Source organism: Cryobacterium sp. TMT2-15-1 (assembly GCF_004402345.1).
Lineage (GTDB): Bacteria > Actinomycetota > Actinomycetes > Actinomycetales > Microbacteriaceae > Cryobacterium > Cryobacterium sandaracinum.
In genome coordinates, this window is record NZ_SOGD01000030.1 from 20,386 (window position 1) to 43,633 (window position 23,248).

The 23,248-nt window shown below is 67.6% G+C and carries 27 protein-coding genes; 5 read left to right on the forward strand and 22 right to left on the reverse strand.

The annotated features are described in order from the left end of the window. Positions 1-3: 3 nt before the first annotated feature. The 4 genes from frr to rpsB all read right to left on the reverse strand — a co-directional run bounded on the left by frr (position 4) and on the right by rpsB (position 3,224). Positions 4-558 (reverse strand): ribosome recycling factor, encoded by a 555-nt coding sequence (frr, locus tag E3O62_RS08080; RefSeq protein ID WP_104103176.1) that lies wholly within the window; start codon positions 556-558, stop codon positions 4-6. A 31-nt stretch (positions 559-589) separates the two neighbouring features. After that, positions 590-1,306: a UMP kinase gene (pyrH, locus tag E3O62_RS08085; RefSeq protein WP_134396269.1), complete on the reverse strand. Its 717-nt coding sequence runs from the start codon at positions 1,304-1,306 to the stop codon at positions 590-592. Between the two features lie 160 nt (positions 1,307-1,466). Continuing rightward, on the reverse strand, positions 1,467-2,294 hold the full coding sequence (gene tsf, locus E3O62_RS08090; RefSeq protein WP_134398140.1) for a translation elongation factor Ts: 828 nt from the start codon (positions 2,292-2,294) through the stop codon (positions 1,467-1,469). A gap of 9 nt (positions 2,295-2,303) precedes the next feature. After that, positions 2,304-3,224 (reverse strand): 30S ribosomal protein S2, encoded by a 921-nt coding sequence (gene rpsB / locus E3O62_RS08095; protein WP_134398142.1) that lies wholly within the window; start codon positions 3,222-3,224, stop codon positions 2,304-2,306. A 323-nt stretch (positions 3,225-3,547) separates the two neighbouring features. Here rpsB and E3O62_RS08100 point away from each other — a divergent pair, with 323 nt between their 5' ends. Continuing rightward, complete coding sequence (locus E3O62_RS08100) at positions 3,548-4,123, forward strand: M23 family metallopeptidase (protein ID WP_134398144.1); 576 nt, start codon at positions 3,548-3,550, stop codon at positions 4,121-4,123. A gap of 68 nt (positions 4,124-4,191) precedes the next feature. Here E3O62_RS08100 and E3O62_RS08105 read toward each other — a convergent pair whose 3' ends face one another. Next, on the reverse strand, positions 4,192-5,187 hold the full coding sequence (locus E3O62_RS08105; protein ID WP_134396273.1) for a tyrosine recombinase: 996 nt from the start codon (positions 5,185-5,187) through the stop codon (positions 4,192-4,194). 11 nt (positions 5,188-5,198) lie between these two features. Beyond that, complete coding sequence (locus tag E3O62_RS08110; RefSeq protein ID WP_134396274.1) at positions 5,199-6,098, reverse strand: phosphodiesterase; 900 nt, start codon at positions 6,096-6,098, stop codon at positions 5,199-5,201. A 285-nt stretch (positions 6,099-6,383) separates the two neighbouring features. Here E3O62_RS08110 and E3O62_RS08115 point away from each other — a divergent pair, with 285 nt between their 5' ends. Together E3O62_RS08115 and E3O62_RS08120 are read left to right on the forward strand one after the other, a co-directional pair. Next, the gene (locus E3O62_RS08115; RefSeq protein ID WP_134398145.1) at positions 6,384-6,836 is read left to right on the forward strand and encodes a hypothetical protein; all 453 of its coding nucleotides are present in this window, start codon (positions 6,384-6,386) and stop codon (positions 6,834-6,836) included. A gap of 113 nt (positions 6,837-6,949) precedes the next feature. Then, complete coding sequence (locus E3O62_RS08120) at positions 6,950-8,512, forward strand: hypothetical protein (RefSeq protein WP_134398147.1); 1,563 nt, start codon at positions 6,950-6,952, stop codon at positions 8,510-8,512. A 12-nt stretch (positions 8,513-8,524) separates the two neighbouring features. Here the strand turns inward: E3O62_RS08120 and E3O62_RS08125 are convergent, their stop codons facing one another. From E3O62_RS08125 to E3O62_RS08150, 6 genes are all read right to left on the reverse strand, one after another. Next, on the reverse strand, positions 8,525-8,707 hold the full coding sequence (locus tag E3O62_RS08125; RefSeq protein WP_134398149.1) for a hypothetical protein: 183 nt from the start codon (positions 8,705-8,707) through the stop codon (positions 8,525-8,527). A 521-nt stretch (positions 8,708-9,228) separates the two neighbouring features. Continuing rightward, positions 9,229-10,488, reverse strand: a complete 1,260-nt coding sequence (gene dprA / locus E3O62_RS08130) for a DNA-processing protein DprA (RefSeq protein ID WP_134398151.1) — start codon at positions 10,486-10,488, stop codon at positions 9,229-9,231. After that, positions 10,485-12,020 carry a YifB family Mg chelatase-like AAA ATPase gene (locus E3O62_RS08135; RefSeq protein ID WP_134396283.1) on the reverse strand — a complete coding sequence of 512 codons (1,536 nt, stop codon included), beginning with the start codon at positions 12,018-12,020 and terminating at the stop codon, positions 10,485-10,487. Before E3O62_RS08135 ends, dprA begins: the two co-directional genes overlap by 4 nt. Next, positions 12,020-12,376 (reverse strand): YraN family protein, encoded by a 357-nt coding sequence (locus E3O62_RS08140; protein WP_134396285.1) that lies wholly within the window; start codon positions 12,374-12,376, stop codon positions 12,020-12,022. The genes E3O62_RS08135 and E3O62_RS08140 overlap by 1 nt, the downstream gene beginning before the upstream one ends. Positions 12,377-12,620: 244 nt before the next feature. Then, entirely contained in the window at positions 12,621-13,334 is a 714-nt protein-coding gene (locus E3O62_RS08145; RefSeq protein ID WP_241973382.1) for an SGNH/GDSL hydrolase family protein, read from the reverse strand. Positions 13,335-13,392: 58 nt separating this feature from the next. Then, positions 13,393-14,532, reverse strand: coding sequence for a dipeptidase (locus tag E3O62_RS08150; RefSeq protein WP_134398152.1), 1,140 nt, complete (start codon positions 14,530-14,532; stop codon positions 13,393-13,395). Positions 14,533-14,673: 141 nt separating this feature from the next. Between E3O62_RS08150 and E3O62_RS08155 the strand changes: the two genes are divergently transcribed. Both E3O62_RS08155 and E3O62_RS08160 read left to right on the forward strand, forming a co-directional pair. Beyond that, positions 14,674-15,486 (forward strand): metal-dependent hydrolase, encoded by an 813-nt coding sequence (locus E3O62_RS08155; protein ID WP_134396289.1) that lies wholly within the window; start codon positions 14,674-14,676, stop codon positions 15,484-15,486. A 60-nt stretch (positions 15,487-15,546) separates the two neighbouring features. Next, the gene (locus E3O62_RS08160) at positions 15,547-15,993 is read left to right on the forward strand and encodes a nitroreductase family deazaflavin-dependent oxidoreductase (protein ID WP_104103135.1); all 447 of its coding nucleotides are present in this window, start codon (positions 15,547-15,549) and stop codon (positions 15,991-15,993) included. Between the two features lie 75 nt (positions 15,994-16,068). Here the strand turns inward: E3O62_RS08160 and E3O62_RS08165 are convergent, their stop codons facing one another. The 10 genes from E3O62_RS08165 to E3O62_RS08210 form a co-directional block, all read right to left on the reverse strand. After that, positions 16,069-17,538, reverse strand: a complete 1,470-nt coding sequence (locus E3O62_RS08165) for a glyceraldehyde-3-phosphate dehydrogenase (protein WP_134398154.1) — start codon at positions 17,536-17,538, stop codon at positions 16,069-16,071. 72 nt (positions 17,539-17,610) lie between these two features. Further along, complete coding sequence (locus E3O62_RS08170; protein WP_066596196.1) at positions 17,611-17,934, reverse strand: DUF2469 family protein; 324 nt, start codon at positions 17,932-17,934, stop codon at positions 17,611-17,613. A gap of 12 nt (positions 17,935-17,946) precedes the next feature. Next, positions 17,947-18,588: a ribonuclease HII gene (locus E3O62_RS08175; protein ID WP_134396293.1), complete on the reverse strand. Its 642-nt coding sequence runs from the start codon at positions 18,586-18,588 to the stop codon at positions 17,947-17,949. Positions 18,589-18,591: 3 nt separating this feature from the next. After that, entirely contained in the window at positions 18,592-19,338 is a 747-nt protein-coding gene (gene lepB / locus E3O62_RS08180; protein WP_134396295.1) for a signal peptidase I, read from the reverse strand. Between the two features lie 85 nt (positions 19,339-19,423). Next, on the reverse strand, positions 19,424-19,768 hold the full coding sequence (gene rplS, locus E3O62_RS08185; RefSeq protein ID WP_104169856.1) for a 50S ribosomal protein L19: 345 nt from the start codon (positions 19,766-19,768) through the stop codon (positions 19,424-19,426). Positions 19,769-19,960: 192 nt separating this feature from the next. After that, positions 19,961-20,539, reverse strand: coding sequence for an MFS transporter (locus tag E3O62_RS08190; protein ID WP_134398156.1), 579 nt, complete (start codon positions 20,537-20,539; stop codon positions 19,961-19,963). Positions 20,540-20,575: 36 nt separating this feature from the next. Continuing rightward, a complete protein-coding gene (gene trmD / locus E3O62_RS08195; RefSeq protein WP_134396299.1) occupies positions 20,576-21,319 on the reverse strand; it encodes a tRNA (guanosine(37)-N1)-methyltransferase TrmD in 744 nt (247 codons plus the stop codon). Between the two features lie 9 nt (positions 21,320-21,328). Beyond that, a complete protein-coding gene (locus E3O62_RS08200; protein ID WP_134398157.1) occupies positions 21,329-22,210 on the reverse strand; it encodes a formate/nitrite transporter family protein in 882 nt (293 codons plus the stop codon). A gap of 87 nt (positions 22,211-22,297) precedes the next feature. Next, positions 22,298-22,987: a ribosome maturation factor RimM gene (rimM, locus tag E3O62_RS08205; protein WP_134398159.1), complete on the reverse strand. Its 690-nt coding sequence runs from the start codon at positions 22,985-22,987 to the stop codon at positions 22,298-22,300. A 22-nt stretch (positions 22,988-23,009) separates the two neighbouring features. Then, complete coding sequence (locus tag E3O62_RS08210) at positions 23,010-23,246, reverse strand: RNA-binding protein (RefSeq protein ID WP_134396304.1); 237 nt, start codon at positions 23,244-23,246, stop codon at positions 23,010-23,012. Between the last annotated feature and the right edge of the window lie 2 nt (positions 23,247-23,248).

Genomic DNA, 23,248 nt, shown 5'->3' on the forward strand with positions numbered 1-23,248 from the left:
TCCTTAGATCTCGAGGAGTTCTGCTTCTTTGCGCTTCAGGGCGTCATCGATGGCATCCACGTGGGTCTTGGTAATGTGTTCGAGTTCTTTCTCGCCGCGGGCCACGTCGTCGTCTCCCACTTCACTCTTGAGCGCGTCGAGGTCGTCCTTGGCCTTGCGGCGCAGGTTGCGCACCGACACCTTGGCATCTTCGGCCTTGGTGCGTACGATCTTGACATATTCCTTGCGGCGGTCCGCGGTCAGCTCCGGCAGTGTGGCCCGGATGACGTTGCCGTCGTTTCCGAGGTTGGCGCCCAGGTTCGGGGTGTCGCGAATGGCCTGCTCGATGTCTCGCAGGGCGCCCTTGTCGTACGGCCCGATCAGGAGCGTGCGGGCCTCCTGGTTCTGCAGCGAGGCGAGCTGTTCCAGCGGCGTCGGTGTGCCGTAGTAGTTCACCAGGATCTTGGCGAACATCTGCGGGTTCGCACGACCGGTTCGCACGGTCGCGAAGTCGTCTTTGGCGGCTTCCACGGCCTTGTGCATGCGGGCGGTGGCGTCGGACAGAACATCCGTGATCACGATGACTCCTTCTTCGATGGCATTGTCAAGCTTAGTTGGAGACGAGGGTTCCCAGATCGGCGCCGAGAATGGCGGCCGTCACGTTGCCGTGCGGGGCCATCCCGAACACCTGCATGGGCATTCCGTTGTCCATGCAGAGGCTGAAGGCGGTCGAGTCGACGACCTTGAGGCCGCGCTGCAGGGCCTCCTGATAGGTGATGTGGTCGATCTTGTGCGCGTCCGGGTTGGTGCGCGGGTCGTCGGAGTAAACCCCGTCGACGCCGTTCTTGGCGACGAGCACGATGTCCGCATCGATTTCCAGGGCACGCTGAGCCGCAACCGTATCGGTGGAGAAGTAGGGCAGCCCGGCGCCGGCGCCGAAGATGACCACGCGGCCCTTTTCGAGGTGGCGTTCCGCGCGACGAGGGATGTACGGTTCGGCGACCTGGGTCATCGCGATCGCGGACTGCACCCGTGTCTCGGCTCCGGCCTGCTCGAGGAAGTCCTGGAGGGCCAGGGCGTTCATGACGGTGCCGAGCATGCCCATGTAGTCGGCACGGCCGCGGTCCATTCCACGCTGCGACAATTCGGCACCGCGGAAGAAGTTGCCGCCGCCGACGACGATCGCGATCTCGACCTGCTTGGCCGCCTCGGCGATCTCGCGGGCGAGGGCACTGATGACGTCGGGATTGACGCCCAGGCTGCCTGCTCCGAAGGCTTCGCCGGAAAGTTTGAGGAGGACCCTGCGCTTCTTGACCGTGTCTGACATTCTGTGCGCTTCTTCCCTCGTGATGCTCTGTGCCGTGCCGTGCTGTGCCGTGTTCCGGCGGTGTTCTAAAACTACTGGGTGGGCTGGTGGGTGCCCACACACAGAAGGAGACCGGATTGCGACTGCAACCCGATCTCCTTCACTACGATCAAACGACCGGTTACGCGCCGACCTTGAATCGGGCGAAGCCCGAGACGGTCAGTCCGGCATCAGCCAGGACCTTGCTGACGGACAGCTTGTTGTCCTTGGCATAATCCTGCTCGAGGAGTGCAACCTGCTTGAAGTACGCGGTCACGCGACCCTCGACAATCTTGGGCAGTGCAGCCTCCGGCTTGCCCTCGTTCTTCGAGATCTCGGTGACGATCCGGCGTTCGGCCTCAACGAGGTCGGAAGGAACGTCTTCGCGAGCGAGGTACTCGGGGTTCGCGAAAGAAATGTGCTGAGCCACGCTGCGCGCGGTCTCCGCGTCATCTCCGGAGTAACCCAGAACGACGCCGACCTGCGGGGGCAGGTCCTTGCTGGTCTTGTGCAGGTAGATCGCGAACTTCTCACCCGTGACGGATGCGACGCGGCGAAGTTCGAACTTCTCGCCAATGATCGCGGCCTCGCCGTCGATGAGCTGGCCGACGGTCTGACCGTCGACCGGAGCGGCCAGGCCTTCCTCGACCGTGGTGGCCGTGGCAGCGGCGACCGCGTCCAAGACCTTCTCCGCTAGTGCAACGAACTTATCGCCCTTGGCGACGAAGTCGGTCTCGCAGGCGAGTTCGATCAGGGTGGCGGTGTTGCCGATTTCCTTGGCGGCGACGAGTCCCTCGGAGGTGGAACGATCGGCGCGTTTGGCGTTACCCTTCGCACCCTTCATTCGAAGGAGTTCGACGGCCTTTTCCATGTCGCCTTCGGCTTCAACGAGGGCGTTCTTGGTGTCGACCATGCCGGTACCGAGGCGCTCGCGCAGCGCTTTGACGTCTGCGAGGCTGATGCTTGCCATGCTTGGTCCTTACTTGGTTTCTTCGGCGGGAGCGTCGGCTGCGACAACGGCTGCGGCTTCGGCTTCTGCGGTGGGGGCTGCGGCGGCTTCCTCGTCGGCAACCGGCGCGGCCACGACGGCCTCGGCGGTCTCGTCGGAGACGGCGACGGCTTCGTCAGCTGCCGGGGCGTTCTCGGCAGGAGCGGCCAGGAGTTCGGCTTCCCACGCGGCGAGAGGCTCGATTTCGGCCTCCGGCTTGGCGTGGCGCTGGATGAGACCCTCGGCTGCAGCGTCCGCGATGATGCGGGTCAGCAGGCCGACGGAACGAATGGCGTCGTCGTTGCCCGGGATCGGGTACTGGACGTCGTCCGGGTCGCAGTTGGTGTCAAGGATCGCGATGACGGGGATGCCGAGCTTGCGGGCTTCGTCAATGGCGAGGTGCTCCTTGTTGGTGTCCACAACCCACAGCGCCGACGGCGTCTTCGTGAGGTTGCGGATGCCGCCGAGGCTCTTGTGCAGCTTGACGAGCTCGCGCTTCTTGATGAGCATTTCCTTCTTCGTGAAACCGCTCTTGGCGGTGTCCTCGAAGTCGAGCTCTTCAAGCTCTTTCATGCGGGCCAGACGCTTGGAAACGGTCTGGAAGTTGGTGAGGAGGCCACCGAGCCAGCGCTGGTTGACGTAGGGCTGGCCCACGCGGATGGCCTGTTCGGCGATCGATTCCTGCGCCTGCTTCTTCGTTCCGACGAAGAGGATGGTGCCACCGTGGGCAACCGTCTCCTTGACGAAGTCATAGGCCTTGTCGACAAACCCGAGCGACTGCTGCAGGTCGATGATGTAGATGCCGGATCGCTCCGTGAAGATGAAGCGCTTCATCTTCGGGTTCCAACGGCGGGTCTGGTGCCCGAAGTGCACGCCGCTGTCGAGCAGCTGGCGGATGGTTACGACGGCCATGAGCCGTTCTCCTTGTCCGGCGCGCGCTGCGATGCAGGCGAACGCCAATCGGTTTGTGTCGTGATCGGATGATCACTACTCCTGGTGCCCGGCACAGAACCGCCCCGCATCTGAAAGAAACGAGGACCGAGTGGGTCTGGAGGCCGAATGGGCACGCGTAGTCAGCGCGCAAGCGCTGCTCCGGGAAGTTTAGCACCCACGGGGGTGCCTCGCGCGCGCGCCGGCACGTGCGGGCGTCCCTCCCCAGGCGGGGTGGTCCGGGATCCGGTCACGAATACCGCCCTCACCGGTTTCGGGTGGGACGGAGGCCGCACGGTGGTGGCATGAATGCCTTCCGTCTGCTCCTCGCGGCCGCGCTGCTGCCGCTGTCCTGCCTGTCCATCGTGCGGAGCGACGCGGCGGGTGTGACACCATCCGGGGCGGCGTCAGTCACGGAGACGGCTCCGGAGACGGCTGCGGAGTCGGCTGCGGAGACGGCCACCTCCGGCACCTGGCACTGGCCGCTGGCTCCGCCGCATCCGGTGCTCCGGGGTTTCCAGGCGCCGGCCACGCTGTATGCGCCGGGCCATCGGGGTCTGGATCTGTCGGCCAAGGTCGGCCGACAGGTGGTCGCACCGGCCGACGGTATCGTCTCGTTCGCCGGGGTCGTGGTCGACCGCCCCGTGCTCTCGATCGAACATGCCGACGGCCTGGTGTCCAGCATCGAGCCGGTGTCGGCCAGTGTCGCGGTCGGTGACCGGGTCGCGGCAGGGCAACCCGTCGGCCAGGTTGCTGACGGCGGGCACTGCGCTGGGCAGTGCCTGCATCTTGGCGCCCGGTTGAACGGTGGCTATGTGTCACCACTGCTGTATCTGGTCGGCGTTCCTCGCGCGGTGCTGCTGCCGGCCCTGCTCCTGTGAGGAGACAGCTGAGGGGCCGGCAGCCGCGAGGTAGTCGCGGAGCAGTCCCGGAACCCGTCGCCGGGGAGTCAGGCGCGCGGGTGCGCGGTGCGGTAGCTCTGTTTGAGGCGTTCGGCCGAGACATGAGTGTAGATCTGGGTGGTGCCGAGGCTGGAGTGGCCGAGCAGCTCCTGCACGGCCCGGAGATCGGCTCCGCCGTCGAGCAGGTGGGTGGCCGCCGTGTGGCGGAGGGCGTGCGGGCCGGCCGGGCCATTGCCGGGCACATCGGCGAGCAGAGTGGCGACCAGCCGGTAGACCGCCCGCACGCCGAGGCGCTGGCGGCGCGCACCGAGGAACAGCGCGCCCACCGACGTCCCCGCGGTCTCGGCAGCGGTGCCCGCGGTCTCGGCGGGCGCTGCGGTCTCAACGAGCCGGGGGCGGCCCCGTTCGAGATAGGCGAGGATCGCGTGCTGGGCCGGCACGCCGAAGGGAACGACGCGTTCCTTGGAACCCTTGCCGGTGACCCGCACAGTGAGTCGGTGCAGATCGACGTCGGTGACGTCGAGGCCAACGAGCTCCGACACCCGCAACCCCGACGCATAGAGCAGTTCCACTATCGCGAGGTCGCGCAGCGCCGCCGGGTCGGGACCCGCGGCACGAAGTTCCAGGTGGGTGAGTAGCTCCTGCATTTGGGTGTGGTTGATCACGCGGGGCAGTGGTCTGCCGGGTTTCGGCGAGCGCAGCCGCACGGCGGGGTCGGTTGCGCTGCCGCCGGTGCGTGCCAGCCAGGCCGTGAAGCTGCGGGCGGAGGCCGACCGCCGGGCAATGGTCGCCCGCGCCAGCCCCGACTGGGTTCCGACCCACAGCCAATCGCGGAGCAGATCGAGGCTCAGCGCCGCCGGGTCGATGACGCTGCGGGTTTCGGCGAAGGCGATCAGTCCCGCCAGGTCGGTGCGGTAGGCGCGCACGGTGTGCACGGAGAAGCCGCGCTCAACGGCCAGGTAGACCACGAAGTCGTCGACAGACGCATCGAGGAGGTGCACCGGCGCGGGAACCGGCGGTGGTACACGAACGGACTCAGGCATAGTCACCTCGGTCAGACCTGCCGCGAGAAGGCCTCGGTGCGCTCGTCGGGCGTGAGCGCCTTCATCCGGTCGAGGAAGGCCGCGTCGAAGCCGGTCGCTGCCGGAAACTCGCCGAGAGCCACATGCGAGTGCACGATCTGGTCGTCGTAGACATGCACGAGGTTGATCGATTGCCCACCCTGCAGACCGCTGAGCGCCCCCTGCGGCGCGGTCGGATCGATCGTATAGCAGGTCGCCGCGGCGACCGACACCGGGATACCCGCGAAGAGTCCGGTCGTCGCGTAGTGCAGGTGTCCGCCCAGGATCGCCCGGATATCGCTGCCGGCCACCACCTCAGCCAGTCGGGGCTGCCCCCGCAGCTCGAGAATGGACATCAGCGGCAACATCGTCGGCACCGGCGGATGATGAAGCGCCAGCAGGGAGCCGTGCGGAGCAGACTCGCTGAGCACCTCGGCCAGCCACGCCAACTGCGCGCCGGACAGGTCGCCGTGGTGATAACCCGGAACACTCGTGTCCAGTGCGATGATGCGCACTCCCCCGATGTCGAAGACCCGGTCGATCGGCGCCGAGGATGCTTTTTCCCGGAGCAGCTCGGTGCGGAAGGCCTCGCGCTTGTCGTGGTTCCCCATCACCCAGATGACGGGCGCGCCCATCCGTTCGGCCGCGGCCTCGACGATGTCACGCACCCGGCGGTACGCAGCGGCTTCACCGCGGTCCGCGATGTCACCGGTGAAGAGCAGCGCGTCGGGCCGAAGGCCGGACCGCTCCAACTGCGCCATCGCCTGGTACACGGTGGTGTCGGTGTCGACCGCGCCGTAAAGCGCTCGACCTCCGCCGAGGAAGTGGGTGTCGCTGATATGCGCGATGAGGTGGGTGGCTGGAGGGTATTGGCCCAGTTGCACGACTGACATGACTCACCTTTCGTGGGTGCCGCCCAGACTACGGCCTGCCCCCGACGTCGGCCTGTCGTCGCGCCAATTCACCCTTCGGCGGGAATCGCGCGAGCTCACTATTGGGGGTACCCGTAGTCCCGTTCTGGAGGCGCATCCGGCCTAACGGCGCACACGAGACCGCCCTCGCTTTCAGCACGTGTCCTCACAGATGAGGACTGTCGAGACCCGAGATCGATAGAAGGGCATCACATGACCGAAAAGACCACACCCTAGGCAACTGCCGGCACCGCCAAGCAGCTGCGGGTGAGGAGCATCGCGCTCGTCGCGGCCGCGATGCTCCTGGTCGGCGGAGCCGGAGCGTACGCCTACTGGTCGACGACCGACTCCGGCACCGGTGCGGCGGCCAACGCCAAGTCCAACGGCACGCTGGCGCTGAGCGCCCACCTGGCCGACAGTCTGACCCCGGGCGCCTCCGTGCCGGTCACGTACTCCGCAAAAAATACGGGCACGTCCAGCCTCAAGGTCGCAACCATCTCCCAGACCGGCACCACCGACGCCCCGGGGTGTGTCTTCGCCGACAACTTCACGATCGCCCCGTCCGTCGTCTCCGACACGCGCGTGATGCGCACACCCAGGAACCAGACCGCCGTCGATGTGACCATCACGGGAACCTCGACGCTCGAGTTCCTTGACGCCCCTGACGACCAGGACGCCTGGAAGGGCGCCACCGTCACGCTGACGCTCACGTCCAACTAGCTCGATCACAGGTGGACAGGCTCCCTTCGAGCCTGCCCCCCTGTGCGATTTTCATTTTGGTATATCTGAGTCCTTGAATATTCTTGCTCGTTCGATAGCTGTGAGAGGTTGACGTGACTTCCCTCCGTCCCCACCGTTCCGCATCCGGAAACACCCGCCTCTCACTCTTCGGCCTCACCGCCGCCGTGACCCTTGCCGTGTTGGTCGTGTCCGTCACCGGTGGCGCCTCCGCGTATTACACCGCCCCCGGGCTCGGCTCCGGCTCGGCAGCCCTCGGCACGCTTCTTCCGCCGACCGAAGTAATCGTTCCCGCGACGAGCGCCGGCACCGTGAGCCTGCGCTGGACGGCATCCGTCGGCACGCCCGCGCCGACCGGCTACTACGCCACCCGCACCGAGACCGGCACCGGCACCGGCACGGCGACCCCGGCCTGCGGCACCAGCCCGACCATCACCGTGGCCACCGCGTTTTGCGAGGACCTGCTCGTTCTGACCGGCGACTATACCTACATGGTCACCGCCGTCTACAACGGCTGGACCGCGGCGAGCGCCCCCAGTGGCAGCGTGACGGTCTCGAATCCGACGAACGTCGCGTTCCAGGCCCAACCGTCCGACGCGACCAGCGGTACCGTCTTCACAGCCCAGCCCAGCGTCGCGATCCAGAATGCCGCCGGAGAGACCGTCCCGACCAGTACCAGCCCGGTCACCCTGGCAATCACCGGGTCGCCCGCCGGAGCGAACCTCACCTGCGACCAGAATCCGCTGCCAGCCGGATCCGGCATCGCGGTCTTCTCCGGCTGCCAGTTCGACAAGGCCGGCACGTACACACTCACCGCGACCGCGAACGGGCTCACCGCCGCCACAAGCGGCAGTATCACCATCGCCGCCGGCAGCGCCACGCAGCTCGTGTTCGCAACGCAACCTTCCAACAGCACCGGCGGGATGGTCCCCACCCAGACTGTGGTCACGGTGCTGGACGCGTTCGGAAATACCGTCACCGTCAGCAACGCCCCCATAACCCTCAGCATCACGACGCCCGGCGGTGCCAGGCTCACGCACCCAACCAACCCGCTGGCGGCAGCATCCGGTGTCGCGGTCTTCACCGGCTGCGCCGTCGACAGGGCCGGCACCTACACGCTCACCGCGGCCTCCGGCGCCCTGACCGCCGCCACGACCACCGCCCTGACCGTTTCCGTGGGCTCCGTGAAGAACCTGTCCTTCACTCAACCTGCCGTTGATTTCTCCGCCACCAGCCAGTCCACGTTCGCCGCGCCCGTCCAACCGGTTGTCACCGTTCAGGACGCCGGCGGAAACACCATCACCGGCAGCACCGCAACGATCAGCCTCGGCCTCACCTCACCCGCCGGGGCCATCCTGACCTGCGCCGCGAACACCCGGGCCGCCGTCTCGGGCTTCGCCGCCTTCGCCGGCTGCCAGATCGACACGGCCGGCAGCTACACACTCACCGCCACCTCGGCCGGGCTCGCCGACGCCACGAGCAACGGCATCAACGTCACTGCCGGGCCCGCTCAGAGACTCGCTTTCACCGCACAGCCCGCCAATAGCAGTAGCGGCGGAACCCCGTTCTCAACCCAACCTGTCATTGATCGACAAACCCGGCAGCATCACCATTTCGGTCGGCTCCGTAGCAAAACTAGCCATCGCCTTCCCGACTAGCACTGCCATCAGTCAGAGTGCCTTCTTCACCCAACCGGTTGTCACGGTGCAGGATGCCGGTGGCAACACCGTCACGAACAGCACCGCCGCCGTGACATTGAGCCTCACCAATGCACCCGTCGGGGTCACCCTGTCCGCGTGTGCTTCCGCCAGCACCGCCGGCGTCACGACCTTCACCGGTTGACGGATCGACAAGGCCGTCGCCTACACACTGACGGCCGCCGTGGCAGGCCCCATCACGGCCGCGAGCAACACCATCACGATCTCGGCCGGGGCCGCGTCCAAACTCGCTTTCACCGGAACATTCCCTCAGAAGAGCTACAAGAGGAACGCCCCCTTCGTGCCTCAGCCGGAAATCACGATCCAGGATGCCTTCGGCAACACAGCGAACGTCGCTGTAAGCGTCACGCTCTCTGCGAGTCCGCCTCCCAACAGAGCCGGCACGCTGTTGTGCGCAGCGACAACCGGGACTTCTCTCAACGGTGTTGCTACGTTCAGTGACTGCCAGGTCAGTTACCAAGGCAATCAATCGGGCCTGTACACGTTCAGGGCGGAAGCTCCGGGGCTTGTGAGCGCCTCCGTCATCGTCACGATCGTCCAGTGATCAGGAGTCTTGCAGTGATCATGGATGACAACGACGGGGCCACGGTCGATGTGCTGAAACGTCGACAGGACGGGGGACGACCAGTGGGGGTGGTCGTGTGAACGGCGAACCGTTACCGGCCGCGCACCCAGCCGGTCTCTTTCTCCCGAACCACTCCCTCCAGATCGAGGGCGCCGAGGGACCCCTGCACCGCTGACATCGACAGTCCGGCCCGGCGGGCGATGTCGGTCACGCTGCGCGCCGCCCGCGTGCTCAGAGCGTCGAACACGCGCACCTGCTCGCTCGTGCGGCCGCCGAACCCGGCCGTGTCTCCGTCGGCTGGCGGCAGGTCGAGGGTGAGCCTCAGCATCCGTTCGCCCACCAGTTCGGCCATCTCCGCGGCTGTGCTGACGCAGACGGCGTCATACTCGCGGATCAGCCGATGACAGCCGGCCGACGTCGGCGAGGTCACCGGGCCCGGAACGGCCCCGAGCGGCCGGCCGAGAGCGGCGGCATGCCCGGCCGTGTTGAGCGAACCCGAGCGCCAGCCGGCCTCGAGCACGACCGTGGCCGCGCTGGCGGCGGCGATCAACCGGTTGCGTTGCAGGAACCTCCATTTGGTGGGCGCGGCCCCGCAGGGCAGTTCGGAAATGATCGCCCCCATCGTGGCGATGCGGCTCAGCAGGGCGTCGTGGCCGCTCGGATAGAAGCGGTCCACTCCCCCGGCGAGGAACGCGACGGTCAGCCCCGAGCTGGCCAGTGCCGCCCGGTGCGCCATACCGTCAATGCCGTACGCCGCCCCGGAGACAATGAGGAAGCCGCGGTCGACGAGCCCGGCGGAGGCCTCCATCGTCACATGCTCGCCGTAGCCGGTGGCCGCGCGGGCACCCACCAGGGCGATCGAGTTGGACAGCGCCGTCAGAGCGGTCGGGATGCCCCGCCACCAGAGTGCGATCGGCGCGTGGACTGCCAGGTCGTCGACGCCACTCGGCCAATGTGCATCGGTGGGCACCAGGAGCCCGGCGGACGCGCGTGCCGCCTGCTGCAGGGAACGGATCACCTCGGCCGAGGATAATCGCGGCCGCCAGCGTTGCAGGGCCAGCTCCAGTAGGGCCTGCAGGTCGTCGGTCAGTGGTAACCCTGTTGCGGCCAGCGCGCCCGCGAGCCGGGCCCCGGTCCACAGGTCGAGGACGGCAGTGAGTGCGGGCCCAGCCCCCAGTCCCTGCACGAGCAGTCCGGCGGCGCCGTCGCCCGGCTCCGAGATGCCGGTCCACGCGGCGCGCGCGAACACATCGGCGGCGGCCGCGGCATCCGCCGGGCCAGACCCGGCGGTTGACCGCACGCCCCCGGTCAGCGCAACCACCGTGGATTCCTCCAGCCCAAACAGCATCATGACGTCATTCCCTTCCGCAGATACAAGGCCTGCCCTACCTGTTCGATGCCGGGCCGGGACACGCCCTCGAGGTCGGCGATGGACCAGGCCACCCGCAGTACACGGTCATATCCGCGCATGGTGATGCCTCCGCGTTCAAGCGCCCGGTCAAGGATGGCCGTGGCCGCTCTGCCCAGCCGGGCCTGGGAACCGCGCAGCCAGGGGCCGGGCACATCGGAGTTCAGCGTCCACGGCGTGCCGGCGAGGCGCTGGGCCGCGGCGGCTCGGGCCTCGATCACCCGTCCGCGGGCAACGGCGCTCACCAGTCGGGGCGTCTCAGTGGCCAGCCGCAGCTGGGCGGCAGTGATGCGCTGCACTCGCAGCTGAATGTCGATGCGGTCCAGCAGCGGTCCCGAAATGCGCGCCAAGTAGCGTCGCCGGGAGCTCGGCGGGCAGGTGCAGTTCAGGTCAGGGGCGCCGTACTGCCCGCAGGGGCACGGGTTGGCCGCCATCACCAGCTGGAAGCGGGCCGGGAAGTGGGCGACCGCGTTGGCGCGGTGAATGCTGATCACCCCGGATTCCAGCGGCTGCCGGAGCGCGTCCAGCACCGCCGAGGCGAATTCGGGAGCCTCATCGAGGAAGAGCACCCCGTGCGAGGCGCGCGCCGCCGCGCCCGGCCGGATCTGCCCGCTGCCGCCGCCGACCATGGCCGCCGCCGTCGCCGTGTGGTGCGGGGCCTCAAGCGGCGGGCGGGTGATCAGGGCGCGCCCAACGGCGCAGCCGCTGAGCGACCGCATAGAGCTGACCTCGAGGGAGGCCTCAGCGTCGAGGTCGGGCAGCAGCCCGGGCAGCCGGGCCGCCAGCATGGTCTTGCCGGCGCCGGGCGGCCCCACCATGAACACGTGGTGACCGCCGGCCGCCGCGATCTGCAACGCCAGGATCGCGTCGTCATTACCGATGATGTCGACCAGGTCGGGTTCGGCCGTCTCCGCCGCGGCGTCGCCGGAAACGAGGATGGGGTCAACCGGGATCGGTTCGAGTTCGGCGCCGTGCCAGATCGCGGCGTCCCGCAGGGAGGCGACACCGATCACCCGCACGCCCGGCACGAGGGACGCCTCATCGACGTTGCCGGCTGGCACCATCACCGTGCCGTGGCCAAGCCGGGAGGCCGCGATCACCGCCGGGAGCATGCCCGGCGTCGGCCGCAGCCGCCCGTCGAGGGCCAGCTCGCCGATGTGCACTACCCGGCCAACCGACGCGGCCGAGACCACCTGGTCGGCCCCGAGGCAGGCCAGCGCGATGGCCAGGTCGAAGCCCGACCCGTGCTTCGGCAACGACGCCGGGGAGAGGTTGATGGTGAGCTTGTTGCGGGTGAGCGGACAGCCCGAGTTCTTCGCCGCCGCCCGCACCCGCTCGGTGGCCTCCGACAGGGCCGCATCGGGCAGCCCGATCAGGATGATGCCCGGCAGCTGCCCGGAGATGTCGGCCTCCACCTCGACCAGTGCCCCGGTCAACCCGACCAGGGCCACCGCATGCGTGCGGGCGAGCCCCATCAGAACACCCCCGTCAGGTGCTCGATCACGGGCTCGGTGCCGGGACGGATGATCACGGCGATGGCGTCGACACGGATGCGGGCGGGCCGGGCATCCGCCTGTTCGCACCACGCCGCCGCGAGGCGACGCAGCCGGGTGAGCTTGGCGACCGTGATGGCCTCGAACGGATGCCCGAAGCGGGTTCCCGAACGCGTCTTCACCTCGACGAAGACGACCTCTCCCCCGAGCTCGGCGACCAGATCGATCTCACCCTGCCCGCAGCGCCAGTTGCGCTCCACGACCCGGTAGCCGGCGGCGGCGAGGAAGAGGGCGGCGCACTCCTCGCCCTGTCTGCCCAGTTCGTCTTTGCGTGCCACGAGCACCTCCGCCCCCAGCGTGCCGGGTAGGCACTCCCGGCACTCCCGGGGTCGACAAGCTGTGCGGTCGGCGGCGCGGCCTCGTCTGGGGAGGACCACCCCCGGCCCGCCTCCAGCACCACCATCCCGAACGCATTCGACGCCGGCCCGCGGTCCGTCTGTGCTGTTCAGTGCTGCGTCCACGCGGTGCAATCAGCTCTGCCGTTCCGGGAGCGACACAACTAAACGATCAGGATTCCCTCCGCTACAGCCCCAGTGCGGCGAGCTCCGCGTCCATCCGCTCGGCGAGGGCGGCGTAGCCGGCGTCGTTGGGGTGCAGGCCGTCGTCGGCCATCCACTCGGGGTGCCCGTCGAGCCAGTGGGAGGCGCCGGAGATGTAGTCTGCGTCGGCGCCGAGCGCGGCCGCCTGAACCCAGCCGATGATCTGCTCCACGGAGTCCGGGCGCTCCTCGGTGTACCAGAACGGCTCCACGACGATGAGGCGCGTCTCTGGCAGGGCCACCCGGATCGTCTCGAAGTCGCGGGTGATCGCCGCCTCGATCTCGTCGGCGCGGGACGGCATCGAGAAGTTGTCGTTGAGCCCCATGGTGCTGATCACGATGTCCGGCCGGGCAGCGATGACCTGGTCGATCAGATCATCCCCCCGCCGCTGGTTCACGAAGCCGAGGCCGTTGCGGCTCGGGTTGACCTCGGTCCAGTCGCGCTCGGCCGAGACGATGGTCGACCAACGTTTGTCCGCGGATGAGCCGCCGGTGCCGCGCGTGTAGGAGTCACCGTAGAAGGCAACCACGGTCTCGCCGGGGCCGCGGGCCGCGGGGCCCGAGTCCGCCTCGCCCAGGCCGCGGCCCTGGACGCCGCTCTGGGCGAGCATTGCCAGGGCCACCGCCCCCGCGAGCAGCACGGCGGCGGCGGCGATCCACACGGTGATCCGGAGGGCAGGGCGTCGTCGAGGGGTCATGACACTGATTCGGAGCCGGGCACCGGCCGGGTTGGCGGAACACGCCGGCCCGGCATGCTCAGCGCACCAACCTAGTTACCGAGGAGCCGGATGCCGCGTGTCCGGCGGCCGCGAACGCGGCATCCGTCTCGCGCAACACCCGCAGCACGTTGGCGCCGGCAAGGGCCGCGAGGTCGGCGGCCGGCCAGTCGCGCCGGGCCAGCTCGGACAGCAGCGCGGGGTAACCGTCGACGCCTTCGAGGCCGGCGGGGAACTCGTCGGTGCCGTCGAAGTCGCCTCCGAGGCCGATGTGGGCCATCCCGGCGACGCGGCGGGCGTGTTCGACGTGGTCCGCGACATCCGTCAGCGTCACGACGGGCGCCGGCCCGTCCCGGTCGCCCTCGGACCAGACCGAGTAGTCCTCGGACAGGAATTGCGGCACGAAGGTGAGCATGAGCACCCCGCCGTTGACGGCCAGGCGGCGCAGCACGTCGTCGGGCACATTGCGGGGGTGGTCGCTGAGGGCCCGGCAGGAGCTGTGACTGAAGATGACGGGCGAGTCGGACGCGTCCAACGCCGCGTGCGCCGTGGCCGGGGAGACGTGCGAGAGGTCGACCAGCATGCCCAGCCGGTTCAGTTCGTGCACGTAGTCGACGCCGCGGGGTGTAAGGCCACCGTGCTCGGGTTCATCGGTGGCCGAGTCGGCCCACGTCGTGTTGTGCACGTGGGTGAGGGTGAGGTAGCGCACGCCCAGCCGGGCGAACATGCGCAGCGCGGCCGGTGAGTCGTTGAGGCTGTGTCCGCCCTCGGCGCCGAGCAGGGAGGCGATGCGCCCGGTCGCGCGGGCGGCCTCCACGTCGGCGGCACTGCGCGCGATGCCGAAGTCGTCAGGGTAGCGTGCGGCGAGGCGGTAGACCCAGTCGATCTGCTCAAGCGTGCCCTGCACGGCGTCGGCGCCTGTGTGGTCGTCGCTGACGTAGACCGACCAGAACTGCGCCCCGACCTGCCCTGCCCGCAGCCTGGCGATGTCGGTGTCGGTGGACAGACCGCCCCCGAGACCCTCCACGGAGCAGTCGCGGCTCTGCCGGCACTCCCACGCCCAGTCGTTGTGGCCGTCGATCAGAGGGGCCAGGGCCAGCGCCTGCTCCACGACGACGGATACCGCGACGCTGACAACGACGGATGCCGGGGCGGGCGCGGACGGAACCGGTGTGCTCATGCCCCCACGCTAGTGCCGGCCGGCACGGGCGGGGAGCGGAAGCCACCTACAGTTGAACCGGCCCTGGTGAACCGGCCCAGTCGAGGCTCGGCCTGCCCCCGACGGCCTGAATCAGACCTGGACCAGTTAGGACCCCCTCTCATGATGGGTGCACACCATGCCATGACCGGCGCCGCCGCCTGGATCGCCGTCACGGCGACCGCCGGGCACGGTCTCGGGCTCTTCCCCGTGACGCCCGTCGGAACGATCGCCGGCTCGCTGCTCTGCGCCGGGGCGGCCCTCCTCGCCGACGCCGACCACAACTCGGCCACCATCTCGCAATCCGTCCCCGTGCTCGGCCGGCTCGTCACCACGGGGATCTCCCGGGCCTCCGGCGGGCACCGGCACGGCCTGCACAGCCTGCTCGGCCTGTTCTCGGCGTGGCTGCTCGCCACCGTGATCGGTCTCGTGCTCTGGGAGCCCGTCTGGGCCACGGAACCGGTGCGCGTCGGCCCGGCCCTGATGAGCGCCGCGGCGATCGCGTTTGCGGCCAAGGTGCTCGGCCTCTCGAAGCAGTCGTGGGGGCTGGCGTGGGCGATCGGCTTCGCCGTGGCGGCCTTCATCGCCGTTTTCGCCCCGGAGCAGCACTCGTGGTTCGTGATCTGCTTCACACTGGGCTACGGCGTGCACCTGCTGGGCGACCTGCTCACCACCGGCGGGCTGCCCCTGTTCTGGCCGTGGATCCCGAAACCGCCCAGATGGTGGCGCCGGGTGCCGGTGCTCGAGAATCTGTGGTCATCGGGCGGCTACCTGTCCGTGCCGGTGCTGGGCAACGCCGGCTCCCTGCGGGAGTGGCTGCTGCTGATCCCGGTCACCGCCTATGCGGGCTACGGCGTGCTGTTCGCGCTGCTGGAGACCTGGGACGTCAACCTGGAGGCCGCGCTGGTGGACATTGCCGGGGCACTGCCGCTGTAGCGGGGGAGAAGACGCCGGGACATCCGTCGGTCGCCCCTGTTCACCTCGTAGGCTGGAGGCATGGGACTGCGTAATCGGCTGACGGATCTGCAGATGAAGACGATGAGCGTGCTGCACCGCGCGGTACTAACGGCCTCCGGCGGGCGCCTGCTCGCCTCGTTCGGGTCGATGCCGGCGGTCGAACTGCACACCATCGGCCGCTCCAGCGGCAAGCGTCGCACAACCATGCTCACCGCGCCCGTGCACGGGCACCAGCGCTTCGTGCTGATCGCCTCGAAGGGCGGCGACGACCGCCACCCTCAGTGGTATCTCAACCTGGTCGCGAACCCCGACGTCGAACTGACCGTGCGCGGCACCACCCTGAAGCTGCGGGCGCGAACGGCGTCCCCCGCGGAGAAAGCCGAGCTGTGGCCGCAGATCGTGGCGGCCTATCGGGGTTACGACGGCTACCAGCAGAAAACCGGCCGTGATATCCCGGTCGTGATCTGCGAGCCCCGGCCGCGCTGACCCGAACCCGGGCCAACGCCGCTCGGTGACTCCGTCCAGAGTGACCCAGACCAGAGTCACTCAGACCAGAGTGACTCAGACCAGGGCGACCGGCTCGATCAACATCTTCGGGAACACCGGAGGATGCACGCCCGCCATCTCCTCCAGCACCCGGATGACCTGGCAGCTGTACCCGTATTCGTTGTCGTACCAGACGTACAGCACGGCCTTCGTGTCGGTGCAGATGGTAGCCAGACCGTCGACGATGCCGGCCCGGCGAGAGCCGAGGAAGTCACTGGAGACCACCTCGGGCGAGTCGATGTAGTCGATCTGCTTGTGCAGCTCGGAGTGCAGCGACATGGTGCGCAGGTAGGTGTTGAGCTCGTCCTTGGTGGTGCCCTGCGTGAGGGTGAGGTTGAGGATCGCCATCGACACGTCGGGCGTGGGCACCCGGATGGCGTTGCCGGTGAGCTTGCCGGCCAGCTCGGGCAGCGCCTTGGCGACGGCCTTCGCGGCCCCTGTCTCGGTGATCACCATGTTCAGGGCGGCGCTGCGCCCGCGGCGGTCGCCCGAATGGAAGTTGTCGATCAGGTTCTGGTCGTTGGTGAACGAGTGCACCGTCTCCACATGGCCTTCCCGGATACCGAAGCGGTCATTCACGGCCTTGAGCACGGGCGTGATCGCGTTGGTGGTGCAGGATGCCGCCGTGATGATGGTGTCGTCCGCGGTGATGGCGTCATGGTTGATGCCGTGCACGATGTTCTTCAGCGCGCCCTTGCCCGGCGCCGTGAGCAGCACCCGGGCGACACCCGGGCAGGCCAGGTGCTGGCGGAGTCCGTCGGCGTCGCGCCAGCGCCCCGTGTTGTCGACCACGACAGCGTTCTGGATGCCGTACCGGGTGTAGTCGACGGTGGCCGGGTCGCTCGAGTAGATGACCTGGATCAGCGTGCCGTTAGCGAGGATCGTGTTGCCCACCGGGTCGACGGTGATGGTGCCCTCGAATGGTCCGTGCACCGAGTCGCGGCGCAGCAGGCTCGCCCGCTTGACGATGTCGTTGTCCGACCCGCGGCGCACCACGATGGCCCGCAGGCGCAAACCCTGTCCCCCGCCGGCGTGGTCGATCAGGATGCGCGCGAGGAGACGTCCGATCCGGCCGAAGCCGTACAGCACGACATCCGTGCCCGCGGTGACGAAGTCACCCTGCCGGTCGACGACATCCGCCAGCTCGGCCCGGAGGAATTCCTCCCGGCCGCGCCCGGCGCCCTCCAGCTTGTAGGCCATGGCCAGCCGGCCGAGGTCGATCGACGCGGTCCCGAGCCGGAGGGTGCTGAGGGTCTGCAGCAGCGGCAGGGTCTCCTCCAGGGGCAGTTCCACATCGTCGATGTGGCGCGCGAAGCGGTGCGCCTTGAGCAGTCCGATCACCGACTGGTTGACCAGTCCCCGGCCGTGCACGCTCGTGACGACGTGATTTTCCCGATACAGACGGCCGATCAAGGGGATCATCTCTTCAGCGAGTGCCTCCCGGTTGATCCACGAGGCCAGAGCGCGATCAGATTCCTGCAGCAAAAGACATACCCTTCGTTCTCGACCGCATCGTTGCGCCGAGTGTGCAGGCCCCCGGCCTGAGTCTTCGTTGTGCTACTCGTCGAGCGCGAGTTCCTTCGGCAGTTCGAACTCCTTGGACGCGAGTTCCTCGACGTTGACGTCTTTGAAGGTCAGCACCCGCACCGACTTCACGAACCGGTCGGAACGGTAGACGTCCCAGACCCAGACATCTTTCATGGTCAATTCGAAGTAGAAATCGTGCTCCGTGTCACGGCGCACCAGTTCGACCTCGTTCGCGAGGTAGAAGCGTCGTTCGGTCTCCACGACGTACTGAAACTGCCCCACAACGTCTCGGTACTCGCGGTACAGGGCCAGCTCGACCTCGCGGTCGTAGTCCTCGAATTCATCTTCTTCCATGGTTCCTCAATCCTACGCTGTGATCTTCAGCCAGGATTTGCGATGCAGCAGGGTGGGTCCGAGCAGGGCGATCGCCGCCATGTGGGCGGGGCTGCCGTAGCCCTTGTTGCCGGCCCACTCGTAGCCGGGCGTCGCGGCATCCGCCTCGATCATCAGAGCGTCGCGGTGCACCTTCGCGATCACGGATGCCGCGGCCACCGATGCGCAGTCCTGGTCGGCCCGCACACGGGTCACCACGTTGAGCGGAGTGCTCAGTGCCCTGTTCAGCCAGTCGTCGTTGCCGTCCAGGAGCACCACGGCGCCGGTGATGTCGACTCCGGCCGCGAACAGTTGCGCGAGGGCCCGCTTGCCGGCGAGGCCGAGCGCAGCGATGATGCCCCGTTGGTCGACCTCCAGCGGCGTCGCGAGGCCGACCGCTGAGTGCAGCGCCCAGGCGACGGCCAGCGGCGCGAGGAGCCCGCGCCGGGGTTCACTGAGCATCTTTGAGTCGCGCAAACCGGCCGGGAAGGCCGGAGCTGAGGCGTTGACGACGGCCACACCTACCCCCACCGGGCCGGCAAGGGCGCCGCGGCCGACCTCGTCGACGCCGATCACGCAGGTCGCCCCGGCGGCCAGCAACGCCCGTTCGACGTCGAGGGTCGGATCCACGACCATTCCCTACCTCGTCTCCGTGGAGACGCCCTGGAAGACCTCCGAGTAGTCGTCGAGCCAAGACCAGCGCGCGGTCGGCCAGCTGATCACGAGGGCGCGCCCGACAACGTTGTCGATGGGCACGAACCCCTTGCCGGGGGTCTCGGTGTTGTAGCGGGAGTCCTTGGAGTTGTAGCGGTTGTCACCCATCACCCAGAGCGAGCCGTCCGGAACGACGATGTCGAAGTCGTCCTGCGAAACGCTCGTCTCCCCGGTCGGCAGAGACACATAGGGTTCGGACAGAGGCACGTCGTTGACGCTCATCTGGCCGAGCGGGTTGCAGCAGGTGACGTGGTCGCCCGGCAGCCCGATGACGCGTTTGATCAGGTGGTCGTTGCTGTCCGGCGCCGACAGCCCCACCGCGGCCATGACCCAGTCCACGGCGGCGATGACGGCGTTCTGCTCAAGGGGCGCCTGCGGCAGCAGCCAGCCGCCCGGATCCCGGAACACGACGACGTCGCCGCGTTCGACCGGGATCAGCTTCGGTTCGAGCTGGTTCACGATGATCCGGTCGTTGATCAGGAGGGTGGTCTCCATCGACCCGGAGGGAATGTAGAACGAGCGCACCAGGAACGTCTTGATCAGGAACGAGATGAGCAGGGCCACCACGAAGATGACCAGAAGGTCACGTATAAAGAGTGCAACGCCGCGCTTCTTGCGCTTTGTTTCTGTTCCCGGGCGATTGGATCGCGTGGGCAGAGAATTTTCTGTCATTAAACCGCCTGAGCTCCTGACCCAGTGTACGGGTGAGGAGCTCAGGGGGAATCCAGCGCAAGCCGGGAGTCGACTGCGACGGGTGTTAGTCGCGCTTCTCCTTGATCTTGGCCTTCTTGCCGCGCAGGTTGCGCAGGTAGTACAGCTTCGCGCGACGCACGTCACCACGGGTGATGACCTCGATGCGGTCGATCACCGGGGAGTGCACCGGGAAGGTACGCTCGACGCCGACCTGGAAGCTGACCTTGCGAACGCAGAACGTTTCGCGCACGCCTTCGCCGGAGCGTCCGATGACGACTCCCTGGAAGACCTGCACACGAGAGCGAGCGCCCTCAACGATGTTGACGTGGACCTTGACGGTGTCGCCGGCGCGGAACGCCGGGATGTCCTTGCGGAGGGATGGGGCATCCACCTGGTCGAGAATATGCATACTGTTCGCTCTCTGTATCCGCCACAGGACGACTACGGCTTATGCGATGCGACACGCGAGGCGTGCGGATCCGCAAATGAATGAGTGTGTTTCGTGCCGATACGTTGCAGCTCCCCTGTGGCAGAGGCTTGCCACGGCACAAGCGATGATTATGTCACGAAACGCACCATCCCCGCAAAAGCTGGGTGAAGGTCAGGCCTCCGGCGCCTGACCGTGCTTCTTCCCGGATTCCTTCTTCTCGACCGACTCCTCGGGCGGGTGGAGTGGATGCTCGCGCACGATGATGACGGAGGGATCCGGGGTGGCGCTGAAACCGTCGGTCGGCGGCAGCGTGGGCGGCACGCTCGGCGGGAACGCGGGGCCCCTCGCCGTCTCCTCGACCAGGAGCATCATGGCCCGCATGCTGCGGCGGGCGGCGGCGATCAGCTCCCAGATGGCGAACCAGAACGCGCCGATTCCGACCACTATCACCAGCGCGGCGAGGCCCGGCGCGACGTCGTAGGTGAACCCCATGCCCACGATCAGGGCGTGCCAGAGCGTGAGGATGCCCACGTCGGCCCACGACACCATGCGGGTGCTGCGCACCTCGGTGCGGGCGAAGAAGATCATGCTCACGGCGAGCAGGCCCACACCGACCACGAGGCCGCTGAAGAAGCTGCCGACCACGTCCCAGCCGCCGCTGCCGTAAACGGAGGCGCCGACCAGGAGCCACGCCGGAAGCACGAGGACGGCAATGAACTGCCAGAAGTAGAAGAATCTGCGTACGAACACGACACCAGACTACCCGGGCGACCTGCGCCGGCGAGCTCAGTTCGCTGGCGGCAGAAGGTCCGGGCGCACCCGCGCCGTGCGCAAGAATTGCTGCTCCCGCCGCCACGCGGCGACGGCGCCGTGGTTGCCACTGAGCAACACCGAGGGAACGTCGAGGCCGCGCCACGCCGCGGGCTTCGTGTAGCTCGGATATTCGAGGAGGCCGTCCTCGTGGGACTCCTCGACAAGGCTTTCCGGGTTGCCGACGACCCCCGGGATCAGACGACCGACGGCCTCGATCATGGCCATCACGGCCACCTCTCCCCCGTTGAGCACGTAGTCGCCGAGACTGACCAGGCGCACCCGGCCGTCCTGCTCGAAGTGGTCGAAGACCCGCTGGTCGATGCCCTCGTAACGTCCGCAGCCGAAGATGAGATTCGATTCCTCGGCCAGCTCCCGGGCCATGGCCTGCGTGAACAACTCCCCGGCCGGGGACGGGAAGATCAGGAGCGGACCGGCATCCGTCGTTTCGGGCATGGCGGATGCATCCGTCGGCTCGCCACCCGGGTGCACGTCGGTGAGGATCGCGTCGATCGCGTCACCCCATGGCTCCGGCTTCATCACCATGCCGGCGCCGCCGCCGTAGGGCGTGTCGTCGACGGAGTGGTGCCGGTCGTGGGTGTGGTCGCGCAGGTTGTGCACCCGAAGGTCGATCAGCCCCGATTGCCGGGCCTTGCCGACCAGGGAGACGTCGAGGACGGAGAAGAACTCCGGAAAGATCGTGATGATGTCGATACGCACGGGAGCAGTCTACGAGCGAACGAGCGTCGGTTCGGCATGCTCGGTCGTCTCGGCGGCCACCTCCGCGTCGACGTCGCCTGCGTCACCGGATGCCGGGGCGCGGTTCACATGGGTGCGGTGCGAGAAGTAGATGGGCAGCGCGGTGAAGAGGATGGCCCCGAGGACGTTGCCGAGGAGAACCGGGGCCTGGTTCCATACCCACCATTGGCCAACCGTGACGTCGGCGCCGAGCATGATGCCGGCCGGAATGGCGAACATGTTGACGATAGCGTGCTCGAGGCCGAGGCTGAAGAAGGTCGTCACAGGCAGCCACATCGCGAGGACCTTGCCCGCCGTGGACGTGGACGTGTAGAACATGATGGTGCCGATGGCGACCATCCAGTTGCAGAGCATGGCCTTGATGATCACGACAAGGATGCCGCCGGCACCGACCGCCTCGTAGGGCAGCACCTTGTGCTCGGCGAGGTCGATGATGGCCTGGACCATCGGGTCGGACATGTCCGTGCCCAGATACGTGATCGACGTCGTGTAGAGGAAGGCGTACAGTCCGGCCCCGAAGAGGTGGGCGAGAATGACCACGAAGAAGTTCCTGAGTCCCCGGGTGACCGTCGTGCGCCTTTCCATGATCGCAAGCGGGACAAGAGCGAAGCTACCGGTGACCAGCTCGAGACCCAACAACAGGATCATCGCGAAGCCGACCGGGAAGAGCACGGCCCCGACGATGGGCAGGCCGGTCTGGGCCGTGGCGGTTAAGGCGACGGTCGTGGCCGCTCCGAGAATCGCCCCGGCCAGCACCCCCCGCATCGCCATTTGCCCCAGGGTCAGTTGCGTTTTAAGCAGACCGGAGTGAGTAATGTCATCGATGAGTTGGCTCGGTTTAACGTACGACATGCGACGGTGCTCCTATAAGAGGTCTGCCGCGTCGTGACGAGGTGGGGAGACGGTCGGGCGCGGCGCGCCTCTCCCCGAGGACGTGTTTCAGCTCCGGCCGGGGGCTCCGTCGATCTCGGCCTGGGGTTCTGATCCAGTTTCGGGGGCAGCCGTGGCTGCGGTGTTGTCACTATTGTCGACGTTGTCATCGACGGCGTTGTCATCGTCGTCGTCCGGTTCCTCCGGGAGCTCTTCGAGCAAGCCGGGAGGCGGGGTGATGGTGACGATGCCGGTCGCGATGTCGACGGAGGGCACGATGGCCTTCACGAAGGGGATCATGACCTCGGCGGCGGGGGTCTTCACGATCAACAGGTCCTGCGCGGGAAGGTGCTCCAGCCGCGCGATGGTTCCGATCTGGACGCCGTCGCGCACGACGGAGAGGCCGATCAGCTGGTGGTCGTACCAGGCGTCTTCTTCGCCGGACTGTTCCGCGTCGTCCTGGTCGATCCAGAGGATCGCTTTGGCCAGGGCTTCGGCCGCTTCGCGGTCGGGGACATCCTTGAAGAAGCCGACCGCGTGCTGGTTGTACCAGCGGAGCTCGACGAGCTCGATTTTCTTGCCGTGCCAGGGTGAACCCGTGGGGACCTGCAGCGTGAACACGGCGCCCGGGACGAAACGACGCCCCGGGTCATCCGTGAACAATTCCAGCTTGATCGCTCCCTTGAGGCCGTGCGCCTTGGTCAGGCGCCCCACCCTCAACTGGCTGCGCGGAGTCGTACTGTCGTTCACCGAACTCATATCCAACTACTCATTTACCAGTTCAGTAATCGGTGTCGACGACGTCAACGCGCACGCGGCGGCCGTCGGCCAGCGCGGCCACGAGGGTGCGCAGTGCCTTGGCGGTGCGCCCGGAACGCCCGATCACGCGGCCGAGGTCCTCGGGGCTCACACGAACCTCAAGGACCTCGCCCCGAGGGGACGTCTGGGTCACAACATGCACATCGTCCGGGTGATCAACGATCCCCTTGACGAGGTGCTCAAGCGCGGGAGCGAGCAAAA